The sequence below is a fragment of the Photobacterium sp. GB-56 genome (assembly GCF_003026105.1).
Lineage (GTDB): Bacteria > Pseudomonadota > Gammaproteobacteria > Enterobacterales > Vibrionaceae > Photobacterium.
In genome coordinates this window covers 59413-78581 of record NZ_PYNW01000018.1, presented here as the reverse complement: position 1 = coordinate 78581, position 19169 = coordinate 59413, and the positions used below count along the sequence as shown (strand labels likewise).

Below are 19169 nucleotides of genomic sequence, written 5' to 3'. Positions count from 1 at the left end.
TCACCCGTCCGCCGCTCGTCAGCATTGATAGCAAGCTATCAATCTGTTACCGCTCGACTTGCATGTGTTAGGCCTGCCGCCAGCGTTCAATCTGAGCCATGATCAAACTCTTCAATTAAAGTTTTGTTGGTCTTTCGACCGGCTCAATGAATACTGTTAAAATACCGCTAACTAGAAGCTAGTTAGGATATTTGAATTGACTGTGCCAAATAATCCTTCTCTATAAAGAGATGAGTTATTTGTATTGGTCACTAGTATCATTGATAAATCTTTCGACTTAACTTTTCAACGAGTGCCCACACAGATTGCATGGTCAAATTGTTAAAGAACAATCTTCAGCGAAACTAAAACTTTTAAACGTTTCAGGCTTTCGTTGAAGTGGATGGCCATTCTAGCGAAATAAGCTGTCGTGTCAAACACTTTTTTCAACTTATTTTATTAAATCTTTCATCCTATCGTCACTTCCCGAAATCCTTACTGGAAGCCGTTATCGCGTCGATGTGGCGGCATTATAGAGACAAAATGAGGCTTAGCAAGCAATAATTAACTTTTCTTTTAAAAAAGAGCACGTTAGTTCAAAAAGCAATCAACTTCCTATTTTTCATTCCGTTGCTGCTTAAATTGCGTAGCAAAATCGCTCACTTTATTCCAATCCGTGTATTCCACCTCTTTCGTCGTATCCGTTTCTCCACCTGTGATTTTCATAATCAACTTAATCATTGTGCGATCAAATAAGTTATAACGGGGATATCTTAGTGCGCCAGCAAAAACGCCGATTAACACAGGATGCCATGGTGACTTAATTAAGAACTTCTTAATATAAGCACTGCCCTCTGGCGTATCTTTGCCTTCTTTACGTGCAGTAAGATTCACACAGAAAAAAGCAACATTATATTGTGACAGTTCTTGTTGGTATTTATTGATAAATCGATACAGTTTCTTATTGAAGTGACCATAGCGAATAGAGGCGCCAACAAGCACACGATCATACAAATTAAAATCAACATTGGGCTCACTATGAATGTCTACATAGTCACAGTGGTACTGTTCACCTAATTGTTGCTCAATATGATTTAAAATTTTCTTAGTTTGCCCTTCACAACTCGAATGCAGCAACAATACCTTTTCCATAAATGCTCCTTTAGTTACGCCAGAATGTCGGCGTAAATAAAACTAATAATGTAAAGACTTCTAATCGACCAAATAACATCGCAATAATTAATATCCATTTTGCGGAATCATTAACTTCACCAAAGTGGACAGCGACTTCTCCTAAACCGGGGCCTAAATTATTAAGTGTGGCTGCAACAGCTGAGAATGCAGTCAGCTCATCAAGCCCGGTCGCGATTAATGCCAACATGCAAACCACAAACACTAAGGCATAAGCCGAGAAAAACCCCCATACAGCATCAACGACTCGCTGAGGTAATGCTTTATTACCTAACTTAATCGTGTAAACCGCACGCGGGTGAACAAGACGTTTTAATTCACGTACACCTTGCAAAGAAAGTAGTAAAATTCTTATCACTTTCATACCGCCACCCGTTGAGCCTGCACATCCTCCTATAAATGAAGAGAATAAAAGCAGCACCGGTAAGAAAAGCGGCCAGTCAGAAAATCCTGTGGTCGTAAACCCTGCGGTCGTTGAGATAGATACGGTTTGAAATAACGCCTGATCAAACGCCGTAAAATAGGAATCATAAGGGCTATGTTTGAGTAATAAACCAAAGCAGATACCAAATAAAATCACCTGCGCACCGAGAAATGCGCGAAACTCAGGATCACGCCAATAGGTTCTTAAGTGCACACCACCATTACCGAAGGCAGCAAAGTGCAAAGAAAAATTACACGCTGAAATTAAAAGAAACACCACGGTGATCATATTAATCGTGGGGCTATTAAAATACCCGATACTGGCATCGTGGGTAGAAAAACCACCAATAGCGATAGTTGAGAAACTATGTGAGATAGCATCAAAAGCTGACATCCCTGCTAACCAAAATGCGAGTGCGCAAGCAATGGTTAAGGCAAGATAGATATACCACAAGGTTTTTGCTGTCTCAGCAATACGCGGCGTCATCTTACTGTCTTTTACCGGTCCCGGAATTTCTGCTCGATATAACTGCATCCCACCGATACCCAGTACGGGTAAAATGGCGACAGCAAGTACGATGATCCCCATACCACCAAACCACTGTAATAACTGGCGATAAAACAAAATCGCTTTAGGCAGATAGTCAAGGCCGACAATAACGGTCGCTCCTGTGGTTGTCAGCGCGGAAAATGATTCAAAAAAGGAGTCTGCGACTGACAAATCAGGTGTTTTAGATAATAAAAATGGGATTGCACCGGCACTACCAATAACCACCCAAAATAAGACAACAATAAGAAAACCGTCTCGAGCTTTTAGTTCATGGCGATGTTGTCGGTTTGGTAGCCACAATAAGCCACCACCTGTAATAAGAATAAAAAACGTCACGACAAACGGGAAACCCGCACCATCACGATAGATCAATGCCACCAGTGCAGGGATAAGCATGGTGACACTAAATAACGCGAGCAATAGCCCGACGATTCGAATAATTGAACGAAATTGCATGGCCTAAGCGGCTCTCACCTTAATATGGAAATGATTATGTATCTGAAGCCGAGCCTACAATGATGCGCCCGCCACTACGATTGGTTAATTTGGCACGAAACTCTTCCACTATACGATTATCTAGCTCTATCTGCATAGTGACTTGATTACCATAATCGGCATGTAACTGAGTGCCATTGTATTCACTTAATAATGCTTCAACTAAAGACACTTGATTATATTCACAACTCAAATGCAATGTTGAAGTGATCACTTTTTCTTTTGTTTCGAGTAATGTCAGGGCTTGCTGTACCCCACCACCATAAGCTTTTACTAACCCACCAGTACCTAAACGAATACCACCATAGTAACGTGTTACAACAGCGGTCATTTCACCAACACCAGAGCCTGTTAGCTGGGCCAATATAGGCTTACCAGCGGTGCCTGATGGTTCGCCATCATCACTAAACCCCCATTTCATTGAGTCACTCGGGCGACCAGCGACAAATGCCCAGCAATTATGGCGCGCATCATGGTGACGCTCTTTAATTTGCTGTACGAACAGTTTCGCAGCCTCAATATTAGGGGTATGCGCTAAATAAGTAATAAAGCGACTTTTCTTGATCTCTTCTTCAAATATCACTTCTGCAGTAGGAACAAGATAAGGTTCAGAATTCGACATTATTTACGCCTTAATGATAAAGGGGTGGCAGGATACCACATTCCTCTCTATCTCATAGTGCTGTCGTTAACACCCTGTTATTACGCCATGCGTCAACTCACACCTTGTCTTGAAGTTGAGTCATTCATCATAAATGTTAAACAAATGTTTAAATTAGTGTTTGAATTTGTTTCTTTTAGGGTTCACACTTAGTTTATACCTACAACAGGTCAAACCAGTTAAATCAAACCAAATCCAGCGTAGACTGGAACATATGGAGATAGAACATGATTTACCAAGGTGAAACCCTATCCGTTAGCTATCTGGAAGATGGTATTGCGGAGATCAACCTTAATGCTCAAGGCCCAGTGAATAAATTCAATATTTCGACACTGGAAAGCTTCAACCAAGCACTTAATGCGTTGTATCAGCAACCCGATTTAAAAGGGGTAATCATTACCTCAGCAAAAGACGCCTTTATTGTCGGTGCGGATATTACTGAGTTTCTCGGACTATTTGCCAAACCAGAACAAGAACTTTCACAATGGCTTTCTCATGCCAATGACATCTTTAATAAGCTTGAAGATCTCCCTGTACCGACGCTTTCAGCCATTAATGGTTATGCGTTAGGTGGCGGTTGTGAGTGTGTACTTGCTACAGATTTTCGTGTTGCTGACACCAAAGCACGTATTGGCCTGCCTGAAACCAAGCTAGGGATCATGCCGGGCTTTGGTGGCACTGTAAGACTGCCGCGTTTAATTGGTGCTGATTCAGCAATGGAAATCATTACCGCAGGTAAAGATAAGAAAGCACAAGACGCTTTAAAGTTGGGACTGGTTGATGCTGTTGTTGAAACTGACAACTTGAAGTGCGCCGCACTGGCAATGATAAAAAGTGCGATTGAAGGAAAACTAGACTGGCAACAACGTCGAAAACAAAAACAAGCACCGCTCTCGCTTAATAAAATAGAAGCCACTATGAGCTTCTCGACAGCCAAAGGTATGGTCGCCAAAGTCGCTGGTAAACATTACCCTGCACCTATGGCTGCTGTGGCTACTATCGAACAAGCCGCACGATGCGCTCGAGATGAAGCATTAGTGATAGAAAACCAGCATTTTGTTCAATTAGCCAAAACCGATGTTGCTCAAGCATTGGTTAGCATTTTCTTAAACGATCAATATATTAAAAGCCAAGCCAAAAAAGCGTCAAAATCAGCAAAACCGACAGAGCACGCCATGGTATTAGGCGCAGGTATTATGGGTGGTGGTATCGCCTATCAATCAGCGCTAAAAGGCACGCCTGTTTTAATGAAAGATATTGCTGAAGCTTCATTGAGCTTAGGCATGAATGAAGCAGCCAAGCTGTTAAATAAACAACTTGAGCGTAAGCGTATTGATGGTTTAAAAATGGCTTCCGTTCTGTCATCCATTACTCCGAGTTTACATTACGCTGGCGCAGACAGTGTCGATATCGTAGTGGAAGCTGTCGTTGAAAATCCAAAAGTAAAAGCGGCGGTATTAGCTGATGTTGAAAACCAAGTTACCGACGACACCGTGATTGCTTCAAATACCTCAACTATTCCAATTAACCTACTAGCCAAATCACTTAAACGTCCTGAAAATTTCTGTGGCATGCATTTTTTCAACCCCGTTCATCGCATGCCATTAGTTGAGATCATTCGCGGTGAAAAAACATCAAAAGAGACCATTGATCGCGTTGTCGCTTATGCTGCGAAAATGGGTAAATCACCAATTGTTGTTAATGACTGCCCAGGGTTCTTTGTGAACCGCGTGCTCTTCCCTTACTTTGCTGGCTTTAGCTTATTGCTTAAAGATGGGGCTGATTACATTCAAATCGATAAAGTCATGGAAAAAGAGTTTGGTTGGCCAATGGGTCCTGCTTATCTACTCGATGTTGTCGGTATTGATACGGCGCATCACGCGCAAGCGGTCATGGCAGAAGGTTTCCCTGATCGTATGGGGAAAAATGGTAAAGATGCCATTGATGTGATGTTTGAAGCACAGCGTTTCGGTCAGAAAAACGGCCATGGTTTCTTTAGCTACTCTATCGATCGTAAAGGTAAACCGAAAAAAGCCGTGTCAGATAAGACAGAAGCACTTCTCGCCCCTGTTTGCCAACCAAATACAGCGTTTACCAGCGACGCTATTATCGCTCGTATGATGATCCCTATGATTAATGAAGTGGTGCGTTGTTTAGAAGAAAACATTATCGCCACGCCAGCCGAAGCCGATATGGCGTTGGTGTACGGTTTAGGTTTCCCACCATTTAGAGGTGGTGTGTTCCGTTACCTTGATAGCTTAGGGCTTGCCAATTATGTTGCACTGGCCGATCAATATGCCGAATTAGGTGCATTGTATGAAGTACCAAAAGGACTACGAGAAAAAGCCACTAAAGGCGAAACGTACTATAACCATACCACTAACCTGAACGCTTAAGGATGAGGGCATCATTATGAATAACGTTGTAATTGTTGATTGTATCCGCACCCCGATGGGACGTTCAAAAGCTGGGGCTTATAGGAACGTTCGCGCCGAAGATCTTTCTGCTCACTTAATGAAAGGTTTGCTTGAGCGTAACCCACAACTCGATCCAAACAATATTGAAGATATTTACTGGGGCTGTGTTCAGCAAACCTTAGAGCAAGGTTTTAATGTCGCACGTAATGCCGCACTCTTAGCAGGCATTCCCCATTCTGTTGGTGCGACAACGGTTAATCGCTTATGTGGTTCATCAATGCAGGCGATACATGATGCAACCCGCGCAATCATGGTTGGTGACGCGAAAACGTGCATTATCGGTGGCGTTGAACACATGGGACATGTACCAATGAACCATGGTGTTGATTTCCACCCGGGTCTGTCAAAATCCGTTGCAAAAGCGGCAGGTATGATGGGACTAACCGCTGAAATGCTAGGTCGAATGCATGGTATCAGTCGAGAAATGCAAGATGCCTTTGCTGCACGCTCTCATCAACGAGCTTACGCAGCCACAGTTGAAGGACGTTTTAATAACGAAATACTCGCCACAGAAGGTCACGATAGCGATGGGATTTTAAAGCGCTTTGAAACCGATGAAGTTATTCGTCCTGAAACCACCGTAGAAACCTTGAGTCAGCTTCGCCCTGTTTTCGATCCCGTTAATGGTACGGTTACCGCAGGTACCTCTTCGGCCTTATCTGATGGTGCATCTGCTATGTTATTAATGGATGAGCAACATGCTCGTGATTTAGGGCTCCGTATTCGTGCGCGCGTAAAATCGATGGCCGTTGCAGGCTGCGATCCTTCGATTATGGGCTATGGCCCAGTACCTGCAACTCAAAAAGCACTCAAACGAGCGGGCTTAACCATCGATGACATCGGAATGATAGAACTCAATGAAGCCTTTGCAGCGCAATCGCTCCCTTGCGCAAAAGACTTAGGTCTACTCGATAAAATGGATGAAAAAGTCAATCTCAATGGCGGTGCGATTGCACTTGGGCATCCTCTTGGCTGTTCAGGCTCTCGTATTTCAACCACATTAATAAACTTAATGGAAAGCCATGACGTTGAGTTTGGTTTAGCGACCATGTGTATTGGTCTTGGTCAAGGTATTGCGACCATTTTTGAACGCGTAGAATAATAGACACGCTTCTGACACAAAAAGCTTACCCTCACGGTAAGCTTTTTTTATTCTCGCTATTTATTTTTTATATTAGGGATATACTCAATCAGACTATCTACCTAAAAGATAAAAGACGATTTCAACGAATATATGCTAGGTGTACATAGATACCATGATTAAGTTTCATTTTATTCATCACTAAAAGTCGATATACACTTATCTTACATTCACTGTCGAACATGAATTTACCGGAGCATTGCTATGTTTAAAGCACTCGTACTAGAACAAGAAGATAAAAAAACAATTGCAGGTATTCGTCAGCTAGAAACATCAGAGCTTCCTGAAGGTGATGTATTAATTAATGTTGATTACTCTTCACTGAATTACAAAGATGGTTTAGCGATCACCGGTAAAGGTCGCATTGTTCGTCAATTCCCAATGGTTCCAGGTGTCGATCTAACGGGTACTGTCGCTGAGTCTTCAGATAACCGTTACAAAGCTGGTGATAAAGTTGTCTTAACTGGCTGGGGTGTCGGTGAAGGTCACTGGGGTGGCATGGCAGAAAAAGCACGCCTAAAAGCAGATTGGTTAGTACCGCTACCTGAAAAATTCGATGGCAAGCAAGCCATGATGATTGGTACTGCAGGCTTAACAGCAATGCTTTGTGTACAAGCGCTTATTGATGCTGATGTAAAACCAGAAGACGGTGAAATTTTAGTTACAGGTGCAAGTGGCGGTGTTGGCTCTGTTGCTGTGACTTTACTTTCTCAACTAGGCTACAAAGTAGCGGCAGTGACAGGTCGCGCAGAAGTTAATGGCGACCTACTGAAAAAGCTTGGCGCAACAACAATTATTGAGCGTAGCGTATTTGAAGAGCCTGCTCGCCCATTAGATAAACAACTATGGGCTGGTGCTATTGATACTGTTGGTAGCAAAGTATTGGCAAAAGTATTGAGCCAAATTAACTACAATGGTGCGGTTGCTATTTGTGGTCTTGCTGGCGGTTTTGATTTACCAACAACAGTAATGCCATTTATTCTTCGTAACGTTCGCCTACAAGGTGTAGATTCTGTAATGTGTCCGTTCGAGAAACGTCAACAAGCTTGGCAACGTCTATCTGAAATTCTACCAGCAAGCTACTTTGAACAAGCTTGTCGCGAAGTAGAACTTGAAGAAGTTGCAGAATGTGCTGAAGCGATCACTAATGGTCAAATCACAGGTCGTGTCGTTATCAAGCTTTAATCGATAACCCCACACCAACTAAGAAGGTCAGTCATTGTGCTGGCCTTTTTGTTATCCGCTACTTTATTAAACCCATATCAAGGATCCGCGAATCAATCAGCCGACTACACTCTTCTTTTATAATATTACGTAGCCATATTTGCGATGCTGAATGCTCACACCGTGAATGCCAAATAAGAGAGTAATCAAACGGTTTAAACTCAAACGGCAGCGGTTTAACCACCAAGTCATAACGTTCTGCGACTAAATACGCGAGATCGGCAGGAACGGTAATAATCAGCGGCATGATCTTGAGCACCGCTAATGCGGCTTCTAAGTGGTATGCCCGTAGCACCAATTTAAGTTCAGGGTAGCCACGCAACTCATCATCAATTAATGACTTAACTCCATCACTAATCGCTATCATGGCATGAGGGTACGTCAGGTAATCATCAAACGTTAAGGGCTTATTAGCTAACGGGTGATCGGATGCTATCAAGCAAAATACACTCACTAAACCAAGTTGCTGATGACAAAGTGAATCAATATCTCCAACAGGGCGACAAATTGCCATGTCACAACCGTCACTGGTTAATTGCCCCAATAGGTGATCATGTTGCAGTGGTGCAAACTCTAATGAGATATGTGGCGCTTCTTGATAAATTCGCGGCAAAGCAAAAGGCAAAATGGTTTGCATCGCATAGTCTGTTGTCGCAATTTTGAACCGCTGATCACACTGGCTAGGCTGAAAATCATTAGGCGTTAATAAAAGACGTAACGACTCCAAAGGGTCATTTAACAGCTCATTGATCTCTAATGCTCGTTGAGTTGGAATTAGTGCCTGCCCCTGTCGGGTAAATAAGGGATCATGTAATAAATCACGTAATCGACCTAACACACGGCTCATGGCTGATTGGCTTAAATTCAAACGAACAGCTGCACGACTAACGCTTCCTTCATCCAAAAGAACTTTCAGTGCTACCAACAAATTTAAGTCACGACGATAAACTTCTTCTAGTTCCATCAGGCTCTCAGGGACTCGGAATTAATCAAATGTGACAATATTATGAGGGGATAGATAAAAAAAATCCCGCTTTAATCGCGGGAAAACCCAAGATGATGGGTGTTGGTTATGAATAAATTAGTTTTCTTCTTCCAATTCAGCATCGCTGGTCAGTTCAAACCATAATCCAAGAGCCGCTGAAAACAGGCCGCCAATAGCAAAAATGCCCATATCATTTGAACTGGTTAACATGATGGTGCAGAACGAGATAAAACACAGCACGGCATAAATTGTCAGTCTATCCATTGATGTCAGCATACTACTTCCCCCTAATCCTTCAGAAAGAAAAGTTAATAACTTGTTAATTACGTTACACAGTATATCTTGATTTGCCAAGTGTTATTGATTAATTCTTGTCCATAAGTATGATCTACCACTTACTAATTAGATGTGTATGTTATGACTGCTATTTTTGATAATCCGACCCACAGCCTAGAAGCGCAAGGACTACGCTGCCCTGAGCCTGTGATGATGGTTCGTAAAACGGTAAGGAAAATGGCCGAAGGCGAAACCCTATTGGTATTGGCTGACGATCCGTCAACGACACGCGATATTCCCAGTTTTTGCCGCTTTATGGATCACACACTGCTTGCCGCAGAAACAGAAAGCGTTCCTTATCGCTTTTTGATCCAAAAAGGCACCAACTAAGCACTGACAAAAATACCAAAATAAATAACAAAAAAGGCAGCCCTTTAAATTAGGCTGCCTTTTTAATTACTATCACATTATCTCTAACGTGAAAGAACACTACACATCATTCATTTTTTGACGTAATGCTGCTAACTCATTATGCAAATCACGTATTTCTTTTTTAAGCGGTAAGACATAACGCAATCGAACTAATGAATCTAACGCCAGATATAAGGTAACAAGCGCCCCTACTACCATAGGAAGCCACATGTCCGTTAAGACCATACCAAAGATATTCAGCACCAATGCCAAGTGAAATAACCAACATTGGCTTTTCAGCGATAGCGCGAGAAACTGAGCCATACTCCCTCCTGCAATTACAGCAAAACGAACCAATGACATAACTTCATTTACTCTAGCATGAGAGAATTAACGCTTCATATCGTGCTATCACACTTCATCATAATGAAACAAAGCACTGACTCCTGCTAGGCAATAAAGTCATGTTTCACATGAAACGATCAGTGATATCTACATACCAAACGCAGCACCTGCAGCTAAGAAAATAAAGAGCGCAGCAGTAATTTTACGTATCAGTCCTAGCGGCATTTTTTCAGCTGATAACTTACCAATAAGAACCACGGGAACATTGGCCAACAACATTCCAATCGTCGTACCAAGCACAACCCACATTAGTGCATCATGGTATTTAGCCCCTAGCATCGTCGTAGCGATTTGGGTTTTATCACCAATTTCCGCGATAAAGAACGCAATAAAACTGGCAATGAAAGGGCCTCGATTTGATAATTTTTCTTCATCATCGAGTTTATCGGGAATTAAAATCCAGCCAGCCATTAAAATAAAACTCACCACTAACACCCACTTTAAAATATTCGGTGTTAAGTAATCAGCAATAGCGACACCAAGCCATGCAGCTAATGCATGATTAACGATAGTCGCAAGAAAAATGGCACAAATAATGGGAAAGGGTTTGCGATATCGACTGGCTAACAGTAGGGATAAAAGTTGGGTCTTATCACCAATTTCGGCTAAAGCAACAGACGTAATAGAAACAGCTAAAACACTCACAACATACTCTCTGGGGCGGGAATTATTGATACCAATAGCAAAACATACACTCCCACCCCGGTTTGTGTTGTTTGCCGTTGGTCTTGCCAAATTTATCGCGCTGGATAAATCATAATTACCACGAAGATTTTGCTTCGATTATGTTGATAATTATCTCGCAAAGTGCGAGAGGCTACTCCCCAAAGGAAAGCTAAGTGTAACAAAGAAAAGCGGGTATTTTAACCATTAATGATCATTCTATAGATACAAAAACGGTGAGCCAACGCTCACCGTTTGATCACGCTAAAGGTAAAATTAACCCAGTGGAGAAAGAATAATTTCTACACGACGGTTTTGCGCACGACCGTTCGCCGTACTATTAGAAGCGATTGGATTAGACTCACCACGACCTTGAGATACCACACGATTAGCATTCACACCTTGACGGATTAAGTAGTTAGCAACCGCATCTGCACGAACTTGAGATAGGCGAAGATTGTATGCTTCAGCGCCTTTGCTATCAGTGAAACCTAATACATTTAACTGTGTTTTTTCGTATTCTTTAGCCACAATCGCTACGTTATGCAGAGCATTCATCGCACGATCATTTAAATTTGCCTGATCAAAACCAAACGTAATTTCGTTTGGCATGTTAAGAATGATGTTATTACCATCACGGGTAACACTGATACCTGAAGATGCTAATTGCTGACGTAGTTTCGCTTCTTGCACATCCATGTAGTAACCAATACCGCCACCAAGTGCAGCACCAGCAGCAGCGCCAATCAGAGCACCTTTACCGCGGTCGTGCTTGCTTGAAGAAGCAACACCAATTGCAGCTCCAGCAAGTGCACCAATGATTGAGCCACCAGTGCCTTTCGCTGTTTGTGATTCACCTGTGTATGGATTTACAGTTGAACAACCAGCCATAGTTACAGAAGCCACAACAGAAAGTACTGCAGCGCGCACCCACTTTTTAGATGCCATTGCTTGAATTTGAGCCATCTTTTTTAAGTATCCGTATACTCGATCCGAAGATCGAAAAAATTGAAATTTATGCTACTAGGCCATTAAACCTAATAATACTTTTTATGTATTGTAATCAACAACGGTATATGAGGCATCAAAAGAATGTAAAAATTCCCTTAATGCAAAATAAAAAAGGAGAAAAGCTGGAAGAATTTTGGTAAATCCCCCAACAGATGTGTAAAAAACACGCACTGCCCCTACTCGCCTCAGGGTTGGCGAGGTATACTGGATTATTACTCTTTTTAATCCACTAATCTCGCGAAGCTGACAATGCAGAAATACGATATTAAAACCTTTCAGGGCATGATCCTCGCGCTGCAGGATTACTGGGGCCAACAAGGTTGTACTATTGTGCAACCCCTAGACATGGAAGTGGGCGCAGGTACTTCTCACCCAATGACATGTTTACGTGCTCTAGGTCCAGAACCAATTGCAGCAGCGTATGTACAACCATCTCGCCGACCAACTGACGGTCGTTACGGCGAAAACCCTAACCGTCTACAGCACTACTACCAGTTCCAAGTGATGCTAAAACCATCGCCAGACAACATTCAAGAACTGTACTTAGGCTCATTAGAAGTACTCGGTATCGATACTAAAGTGCACGACATCCGTTTTGTTGAAGACAACTGGGAAAACCCAACATTGGGTGCTTGGGGTCTAGGCTGGGAAGTTTGGCTAAACGGCATGGAAGTAACACAGTTTACTTACTTCCAGCAGGTTGGTGGCCTTGAGTGTAAACCTGTAACAGGTGAAATCACTTACGGTATCGAGCGTCTTGCGATGTACATTCAGAACGTTGATTCTGTTTACGACCTAGTATGGACTGATGGTCCTTTAGGCAAAGTGACGTATGGTGATATTTTCCACCAGAACGAAGTTGAGCAATCAACGTACAACTTTGAGCACGCTGATGTCGACTTCCTATTCACATTCTTCGATCAATGTGAAAAAGAATCAATCAAACTACTAGAGCTAGAGCAACCACTACCGTTGCCTGCTTACGAGCGTATTCTAAAAGCCGCTCATGCATTTAACCTATTAGATGCACGTAAAGCGATCTCTGTAACTGAACGTCAACGTTACATTTTGCGTATTCGCAACGTAACTAAACAAGTTGCTGAAGCTTACTACGCATCTCGTGAAGCACTTGGCTTCCCAATGTGTAAAAAAGACAAGTAAGGGATCGCCATGACACATAAGAATTTCTTAATCGAACTCGGTACGGAAGAGCTACCACCAACAGCACTACGTACCCTAGCAGAAGCTTTTGCTGCTAACTTTGAAGCTGAATTAAAAGCCGCAGATCTACCTCATGATGGTATCAAATGGTATGCCGCTCCTCGCCGTTTAGCCCTTAAAGTAACAGGTCTTGCTGAAAACCAGCCAGACAAAGTGGTTGAAAAACGTGGACCTGCGGTATCAGCAGCATTCGACGCTGACGGAAACCCAACCAAAGCTGCTCAAGGCTGGGCTCGCGGTAATGGTATTACGGTTGATCAAGCAGAGCGCATGGTTACCGATAAAGGCGAATGGTTACTGTTCAAGCAAGAAGTCAAAGGCCAACCCGCCCAAGCACTACTACCTGAACTGGCTGCTGCTGCACTGGCTAAACTACCAATCCCACGCCCAATGCGTTGGGGTGATAAAGAAACTCAGTTTATCCGTCCAGTGAAAACACTGACCATGCTACTGGGTGACGAGCTAATCGAAGGCACTATCTTAGGTGTCGCTTCTGCACGTACTATCCGTGGTCACCGTTTCATGGGTGAAGCTGAATTTACTATCGATAACGCGGATCAATACCCTGCTATCTTAGAAGAGCGCGGTAAAGTAATGGCTGATTATGAAGCGCGTAAAGCGATCATTTTAGCTGATGCGAAAAAAGCGGCTGAAGCTGTTGGCGGTATTGCAGATCTTGAAGATGATCTTGTTGAAGAAGTGACCTCTCTTGTTGAGTGGCCTGTGGTACTAACAGCTTCTTTTGAAGAGGAATTCTTAAAGGTTCCTTCTGAAGCTTTAGTTTACACCATGAAAGGTGATCAGAAGTACTTCCCTGTCTACGATGCAGAAGGCAAACTTGTGCCTAAGTTCATCTTCGTATCCAACATCATCTCTAACGATCCAAGCCAAATTATCTCGGGTAACGAGAAAGTGGTTCGTCCTCGTTTAGCGGATGCTGAGTTCTTCTTTAATACTGACCTTAAGAGCAAGTTGATTGATCGCCTGCCTCAACTAGAGACTGCGATTTTCCAAAAGCAATTGGGTACAATTAAAGACAAGACAGATCGTATTACTGAGCTTGCTGGCTACATTGCAGACAAGATAGGTGCTGATGTAACTAACGCAAAACGTGCTGGTCTACTGGCGAAATGTGACCTAATGACATCTATGGTATTTGAATTTACAGATACGCAAGGTGTAATGGGTATGCACTATGCACGTCACGACGGCGAAGCTGAAGATGTTGCACTAGCACTTAACGAGCAATACATGCCTCGTTTTGCTGGCGATCAACTTCCAAGCACACCTGTATCATCAGCCGTGGCTATGGCTGATAAACTAGATACGATTGTAGGTATCTTCGGTATTGGTCAAGCACCAAAAGGTAGTGATCCCTTCGCACTTCGTCGCGCATCGCTAGGTGTATTACGTATCATCGTTGAAAATGGCTACGACTTAGACTTAGTTGATCTAGTCGCGAAAGCGCACTCACTATTTGGTGACAAGCTAACCAACAACAACGTTGATTCAGATGTCATTGAGTTTATGCTTGGCCGTTTCCGTGCATGGTACCAAGATGCAGGCTTTAGTATTGATGTTATCCAAGCTGTGCTTGCGATGCACCCAACTCAACCAGCCGACTTTGATAAGCGTGTTAAAGCGGTAAGCCACTTCCGTGAGCTTGATGCTGCTGAGTCACTAGCAGCAGCGAATAAGCGTGTTGGTAACATCCTTGCGAAGTTTGACGGTGAGCTCCCAACTACAGTTGATAACAGCCTACTTGTTGAAGCTGCGGAAAAAGAGCTAGCTGAAAAAGTTGAAGCGGTTGTAACAGCCCTTGAACCTGTCTTTGCTACTGGCGATTACCAAACAGCACTGACAGAGCTTGCTTCACTTCGTGAGCCTGTCGATGCATTCTTCGATAACGTAATGGTGATGGCTGATGACGAAAAACTTAAAGTTAATCGTCTAGCACTACTTAACCTACTACGTAACCAATTCTTGAAAGTAGCAGATATCTCTCTACTGCAAAAATAAGGTTACTGACGTTATTAAAAACCACGCTCCGGCGTGGTTTTTTTTCGCCTTGATTCTGCTGTATCTTATCTATTGTTTCATGTGGAACATCTTTTTACTTATATTAAGTACGCGTACAACCACCTTGATATACAGTGAAATCCACAGCACCGACCATCACCAACCGATAATATTTCAACTTTTTCTGAACCGAACAATACGTTATGTTACGCTCAATAAGCCATCATATTGATAGCACTTACATCAAGAACTAAATATCGACACTGAGGTTGTAAACGTAATGGACTTTTCGCGCTTTGGTAATAAGTTTGCAGGTGATTCTGGGATCACTCTATTAATGCAAGATCTCAACAATGGACTCACCAATCCCAATGCCATCATGCTCGGTGGTGGAAATCCAGCGCAAATCCCAGCCATGAATCACTACTTTACCGAGCTATTAAAAGACATGGCAATTACAGGTGAGCTTACCGCGTCGATGACTAACTATGATGGCCCACAAGGTAAAGATCGCTTTCTAGATGCGCTTGCTGCACTGTTACAGCAACAATACGGTTGGGAAATTAGTTCGAAAAATATTGTCTTAACCAATGGCAGCCAAAGTGCATTCTTTAGTTTATTTAACTTGCTGGCAGGTGAATTTGAAAATGGCAAAAAGAAGAAAATATTACTGCCGTTATCGCCAGAATACATTGGTTACGCAGATGCCGGTTTAAGCCCTGATATGTTTATCTCGTACCAACCTACGATCAGCATGTTGGATGATGGCTTTTTTAAATACCATATCGATTTTAGCAAACTCGTCATCGATGACAGCATCGCAGCAATTTGTGCTTCTCGTCCTACTAACCCGACTGGCAATGTACTTACAGATAAAGAAATTGAACATTTAGCAGCACTGGCTAAAGAGCACCAGATCCCATTAATTATCGACAATGCTTACGGCTTACCCTTCCCTGATATTATCTTTGAAGAGGTAACACCGTTTTGGGATCACAACACCATTCTGTGTATGAGCTTATCCAAACTTGGGTTACCCGGTGTCCGATGCGGTATCGTGATTGCCAATGAAGCCATGGTTACTGCTTTGTCTAACATCAATGGTATCGTCAACTTAGCGCCTGGTAGTATTGGCCCTGCGGTGGCAACGAAAATGATCCACCAGCAAGAACTATTACCACTGAGCCAAAACGTGATTAAGCCGTTTTATCATCAGAAGGTGCAACGCGCCGTTGAATTACTGCGCCAAGCTATCCCCGATCCTCGATTTAAAATTCACAAACCTGAAGGCGCTATCTTCTTATGGCTATGGTTTGAAGATTTACCGATCACCACGAAAGTACTGTATCAACGCTTAAAACAACGTGGTGTACTGATCGTGCCTGGTGAATATTTCTTTATCGGATTACAAGATGAGTGGGCACATAGCCATGAATGCTTACGCATGAACTATGTCCAAGATGATGAAGCAATGCAGCGTGGTATTACGATTATTGCAGAAGAAGTCGCTAAAGCTTACGCAGAATAACCACTTTTTAGTTAATATGGATAAATAAAAAACGCCGCTATCACTAGCGGCGTTTTTATTGAGCTTGAAAGCCAAACTATACGTTTGTGCTACACGTCAAGGTTAGCAACTTTCAGTGCATTCTCTTCGATGAAGTTACGACGAGGTTCAACCTGATCACCCATTAGACAGGTAAACAGTTCATCTGCGGCAACCGCATCATTGATCGTTACTTGCATCATGCGACGAGATTCAGGATCCATCGTTGTTTCCCAAAGCTGCTCTGGGTTCATTTCACCTAGACCTTTGTAGCGCTGTAGAGAAAGACCACGACGTGATTCTTTGTTCAGCCACTCCAACGCATCTTTAAAGCTTGAAACCGCTTGCTTACGCTCACCACGTTGAACAAATGCAGTATCATCAAGTAAACCGTTTAATGCTTCAGAAAGATCAGCGATCTTCGCGTACTCTTTTGAATTCAGTAAATCAAAGCTGAGTAAGTATTCGTGATCAACACCGTGAGTACGAACCACAACTTTAGGTAGGTACACATTGTTTTCTTCATCACGGATGACTTCGAAGCTGTACTGACTTTCACCAGATTGTTTAGCATTAAGTGCCGCAATCAATGGTGTTAACCATGCTTCTACTTGTGCTTCTTCAGCCATCATCTCTGTACTTAAACGAGGTTGGTATACAAACTCATTTAACATCAATGATGGGTAGCGACGACTCATACGCTCAATTAACTTCATACCCGCATTGTATTGAGTAACAAGACTTTCTAATGCTGTACCCGTCATTGCTGGTGCGCCATCATTGGCAAACAATGATGCGTTATCCAGTGCCAATGTCGTTTGGTACTGGTTCATATCTTCATCATCTTTAATGTATTGCTCTTGCTTACCTTTCTTCACTTTGTAAAGTGGTGGCTGAGCAATATAAATGTGACCACGTTCGATCAGCTCTGGCATTTGACGGTAGAAGAAGGTCAATAGTAGCGTACGAATGTGCGAACCATCGACGTCGGCATCGGTCATGATGATGATGTTGTGGTAACGCAGTTTATCTGGGTTGTACTCGTCACGACCAATACCACAGCCCATTGCCGTGATAAGTGTTGCCACTTCTTGTGAAGACAGCATCTTGTCGAAACGGGCTTTTTCTACGTTAAGGATCTTACCTTTAAGCGGTAGGATTGCCTGATTTTTACGGTTACGTCCCTGCTTGGCTGAACCGCCAGCAGAGTCCCCTTCCACAATGTAAAGTTCAGATACTGCAGGATCTTTTTCCTGACAATCTGCAAGTTTACCAGGAAGACCTGCTAAATCTAATGCGCCTTTACGACGTGTCATTTCACGGGCTTTACGTGCCGCTTCACGCGCGCGTGATGCATCAATGATTTTGCTACATACGGTTTTCGCATCACTTGGGTTTTCTAATAAGAATTCCGCCAGCTTTTCGTTCATTGCAGATTCAACAGCCGCTTTGACTTCACTTGAAACTAGCTTATCTTTGGTCTGGCTAGAGAACTTAGGATCCGGCACTTTAACAGAAACAACTGCAGTTAAACCTTCACGTGCATCATCACCTGATGTCGCTGCTTTCGCTTTCTTCGAGTAGCCTTCTTTATCCATGAACGAGTTCAGCGTACGTGTTAACGCACCACGGAACCCCGCTAAGTGCGTACCACCATCACGTTGAGGGATGTTGTTCGTAAAGCAGTAAATATTTTCTTGGAAACCATCGTTCCACTGCATCGCAACTTCAACTGAGATACCGTCATCACGCTCACTATCAAAGTGGAAAACCTTCGGATGAATTGGCGTTTTGTTACGGTTTAAGTGCTCTACGAATGCGCGAATACCACCTTCATACATGAAGTGATCTTCTTTACCTTCTTCACGCTCATCACTTAAGTTGATTGATACGCCAGAGTTTAGGAATGAAAGCTCACGTAAACGCTTTGCTAGAATATCGTAGTGGAATTCGATATTGGTAAAGGTGTCTTCACTTGGCCAAAAGCGGATTCGTGTACCGGTTTTTTCAGTATCACCGATCACAGCCAATGGCGCATCAGGTACACCATGACGGTACACTTGTTGGTAAATATGGCCACCACGTTGAATAGTTAGCTCTACTTTTTCAGATAAGGCGTTAACAACTGATACACCTACACCGTGTAGACCACCCGATACTTTGTAAGAGTTATCATCGAACTTACCACCGGCGTGAAGTACCGTCATGATAACTTCTGCTGCTGATACACCTTCTTCTTCATGCATCTCGGTTGGAATACCACGACCGTCATCGCTTACCGATACCGAACCATCTTCATGGATAGTAACAATGATATCTTCACAGTGACCAGCAAGAGCTTCATCGATAGAGTTATCGACAACCTCAAAAACCATGTGGTGCAAGCCAGTACCATCATCGGTATCACCGATGTACATTCCTGGGCGCTTACGTACCGCATCGAGGCCTTTAAGCACCTTAATGCTTGATGAATCGTAATTATTGGACATTG

16 protein-coding genes and 1 rRNA gene are annotated in these 19169 nt (G+C 42.9%); 7 read left to right on the top strand and 10 right to left on the bottom strand.

What is annotated here, in order from left to right; translation table 11 throughout:
- The 4 genes from C9J42_RS18675 to C9J42_RS18660 all read right to left on the bottom strand — a co-directional run.
- Nucleotides 1–118 (bottom strand): 16S ribosomal RNA (locus tag C9J42_RS18675); the annotation flags it as partial.
- Between the two features lie 476 nt (nucleotides 119–594).
- Entirely contained in the window at nucleotides 595–1131 is a 537-nt protein-coding gene (gene hemG / locus C9J42_RS18670; RefSeq protein ID WP_107247606.1) for a menaquinone-dependent protoporphyrinogen IX dehydrogenase, read from the bottom strand.
- A gap of 10 nt (nucleotides 1132–1141) precedes the next feature.
- Complete coding sequence (locus C9J42_RS18665) at nucleotides 1142–2599, bottom strand: TrkH family potassium uptake protein (protein ID WP_107208109.1); 1458 nt, start codon at nucleotides 2597–2599, stop codon at nucleotides 1142–1144.
- Nucleotides 2600–2633: 34 nt separating this feature from the next.
- A complete protein-coding gene (locus C9J42_RS18660) occupies nucleotides 2634–3260 on the bottom strand; it encodes a YigZ family protein (RefSeq protein WP_107247607.1) in 627 nt (208 codons plus the stop codon).
- Between the two features lie 266 nt (nucleotides 3261–3526).
- Here C9J42_RS18660 and fadB point away from each other — a divergent pair, with 266 nt between their 5' ends.
- From fadB to C9J42_RS18645, 3 genes are all read left to right on the top strand, one after another.
- Nucleotides 3527–5695 (top strand): fatty acid oxidation complex subunit alpha FadB, encoded by a 2169-nt coding sequence (gene fadB / locus C9J42_RS18655; protein WP_105061242.1) that lies wholly within the window; start codon nucleotides 3527–3529, stop codon nucleotides 5693–5695.
- Between the two features lie 16 nt (nucleotides 5696–5711).
- Entirely contained in the window at nucleotides 5712–6878 is a 1167-nt protein-coding gene (fadA, locus tag C9J42_RS18650) for an acetyl-CoA C-acyltransferase FadA (protein WP_107208106.1), read from the top strand.
- 243 nt (nucleotides 6879–7121) lie between these two features.
- On the top strand, nucleotides 7122–8102 hold the full coding sequence (locus tag C9J42_RS18645) for an MDR family oxidoreductase (protein ID WP_105061244.1): 981 nt from the start codon (nucleotides 7122–7124) through the stop codon (nucleotides 8100–8102).
- A 58-nt stretch (nucleotides 8103–8160) separates the two neighbouring features.
- Here the strand turns inward: C9J42_RS18645 and C9J42_RS18640 are convergent, their stop codons facing one another.
- Nucleotides 8161–9105 carry a LysR family transcriptional regulator gene (locus C9J42_RS18640; RefSeq protein WP_107208105.1) on the bottom strand — a complete coding sequence of 315 codons (945 nt, stop codon included), beginning with the start codon at nucleotides 9103–9105 and terminating at the stop codon, nucleotides 8161–8163.
- Nucleotides 9106–9222: 117 nt separating this feature from the next.
- Nucleotides 9223–9402 carry a hypothetical protein gene (locus C9J42_RS18635; RefSeq protein WP_005372235.1) on the bottom strand — a complete coding sequence of 60 codons (180 nt, stop codon included), beginning with the start codon at nucleotides 9400–9402 and terminating at the stop codon, nucleotides 9223–9225.
- A gap of 141 nt (nucleotides 9403–9543) precedes the next feature.
- Here C9J42_RS18635 and tusA point away from each other — a divergent pair, with 141 nt between their 5' ends.
- Nucleotides 9544–9792, top strand: a complete 249-nt coding sequence (gene tusA / locus C9J42_RS18630) for a sulfurtransferase TusA (protein WP_005372237.1) — start codon at nucleotides 9544–9546, stop codon at nucleotides 9790–9792.
- 99 nt (nucleotides 9793–9891) lie between these two features.
- On the opposite strand, the gene C9J42_RS18625 is transcribed toward tusA, so the two are convergent.
- The 3 genes from C9J42_RS18625 to C9J42_RS18615 all read right to left on the bottom strand — a co-directional run bounded on the left by C9J42_RS18625 (nucleotide 9892) and on the right by C9J42_RS18615 (nucleotide 11847).
- Nucleotides 9892–10137 (bottom strand): hypothetical protein, encoded by a 246-nt coding sequence (locus tag C9J42_RS18625; protein ID WP_199187142.1) that lies wholly within the window; start codon nucleotides 10135–10137, stop codon nucleotides 9892–9894.
- A gap of 168 nt (nucleotides 10138–10305) precedes the next feature.
- Nucleotides 10306–10863: a TMEM165/GDT1 family protein gene (locus tag C9J42_RS18620; protein ID WP_107208103.1), complete on the bottom strand. Its 558-nt coding sequence runs from the start codon at nucleotides 10861–10863 to the stop codon at nucleotides 10306–10308.
- 294 nt (nucleotides 10864–11157) lie between these two features.
- Nucleotides 11158–11847, bottom strand: coding sequence for an OmpA family lipoprotein (locus tag C9J42_RS18615; protein WP_107247611.1), 690 nt, complete (start codon nucleotides 11845–11847; stop codon nucleotides 11158–11160).
- A gap of 294 nt (nucleotides 11848–12141) precedes the next feature.
- Here C9J42_RS18615 and glyQ point away from each other — a divergent pair, with 294 nt between their 5' ends.
- From glyQ to C9J42_RS18600, 3 genes are all read left to right on the top strand, one after another.
- Entirely contained in the window at nucleotides 12142–13053 is a 912-nt protein-coding gene (gene glyQ / locus C9J42_RS18610) for a glycine--tRNA ligase subunit alpha (protein ID WP_005372243.1), read from the top strand.
- Nucleotides 13054–13062: 9 nt separating this feature from the next.
- Nucleotides 13063–15132 (top strand): glycine--tRNA ligase subunit beta, encoded by a 2070-nt coding sequence (glyS, locus tag C9J42_RS18605; protein ID WP_107287986.1) that lies wholly within the window; start codon nucleotides 13063–13065, stop codon nucleotides 15130–15132.
- Nucleotides 15133–15412: 280 nt separating this feature from the next.
- Nucleotides 15413–16660, top strand: coding sequence for a valine--pyruvate transaminase (locus tag C9J42_RS18600; protein WP_107302229.1), 1248 nt, complete (start codon nucleotides 15413–15415; stop codon nucleotides 16658–16660).
- 89 nt (nucleotides 16661–16749) lie between these two features.
- On the opposite strand, the gene gyrB is transcribed toward C9J42_RS18600, so the two are convergent.
- Nucleotides 16750–19167 (bottom strand): DNA topoisomerase (ATP-hydrolyzing) subunit B, encoded by a 2418-nt coding sequence (gene gyrB, locus C9J42_RS18595; RefSeq protein ID WP_107208099.1) that lies wholly within the window; start codon nucleotides 19165–19167, stop codon nucleotides 16750–16752.
- Nucleotides 19168–19169: the final 2 nt, after the last annotated feature.

What these genes read in the sequence shown, in the direction of transcription:
- hemG (WP_107247606.1), bottom strand. Translation starts at nt 1,131, where the DNA reads ATGGAAAAGGTATTGTTGCTGCATTCGAGTTGTGAAGGGCAAACTAAG.
- C9J42_RS18665 (WP_107208109.1), bottom strand. Translation starts at nt 2,599, where the DNA reads ATGCAATTTCGTTCAATTATTCGAATCGTCGGGCTATTGCTCGCGTTA.
- C9J42_RS18660 (WP_107247607.1), bottom strand. Translation starts at nt 3,260, where the DNA reads ATGTCGAATTCTGAACCTTATCTTGTTCCTACTGCAGAAGTGATATTT.
- fadB (WP_105061242.1), top strand. Translation starts at nt 3,527, where the DNA reads ATGATTTACCAAGGTGAAACCCTATCCGTTAGCTATCTGGAAGATGGT.
- fadA (WP_107208106.1), top strand. Translation starts at nt 5,712, where the DNA reads ATGAATAACGTTGTAATTGTTGATTGTATCCGCACCCCGATGGGACGT.
- C9J42_RS18645 (WP_105061244.1), top strand. Translation starts at nt 7,122, where the DNA reads ATGTTTAAAGCACTCGTACTAGAACAAGAAGATAAAAAAACAATTGCA.
- C9J42_RS18640 (WP_107208105.1), bottom strand. Translation starts at nt 9,105, where the DNA reads ATGGAACTAGAAGAAGTTTATCGTCGTGACTTAAATTTGTTGGTAGCA.
- C9J42_RS18635 (WP_005372235.1), bottom strand. Translation starts at nt 9,402, where the DNA reads ATGCTGACATCAATGGATAGACTGACAATTTATGCCGTGCTGTGTTTT.
- tusA (WP_005372237.1), top strand. Translation starts at nt 9,544, where the DNA reads ATGACTGCTATTTTTGATAATCCGACCCACAGCCTAGAAGCGCAAGGA.
- C9J42_RS18625 (WP_199187142.1), bottom strand. Translation starts at nt 10,137, where the DNA reads ATGGCTCAGTTTCTCGCGCTATCGCTGAAAAGCCAATGTTGGTTATTT.
- C9J42_RS18615 (WP_107247611.1), bottom strand. Translation starts at nt 11,847, where the DNA reads ATGGCTCAAATTCAAGCAATGGCATCTAAAAAGTGGGTGCGCGCTGCA.
- glyQ (WP_005372243.1), top strand. Translation starts at nt 12,142, where the DNA reads ATGCAGAAATACGATATTAAAACCTTTCAGGGCATGATCCTCGCGCTG.
- glyS (WP_107287986.1), top strand. Translation starts at nt 13,063, where the DNA reads ATGACACATAAGAATTTCTTAATCGAACTCGGTACGGAAGAGCTACCA.
- C9J42_RS18600 (WP_107302229.1), top strand. Translation starts at nt 15,413, where the DNA reads ATGGACTTTTCGCGCTTTGGTAATAAGTTTGCAGGTGATTCTGGGATC.
- gyrB (WP_107208099.1), bottom strand. Translation starts at nt 19,167, where the DNA reads ATGTCCAATAATTACGATTCATCAAGCATTAAGGTGCTTAAAGGCCTC.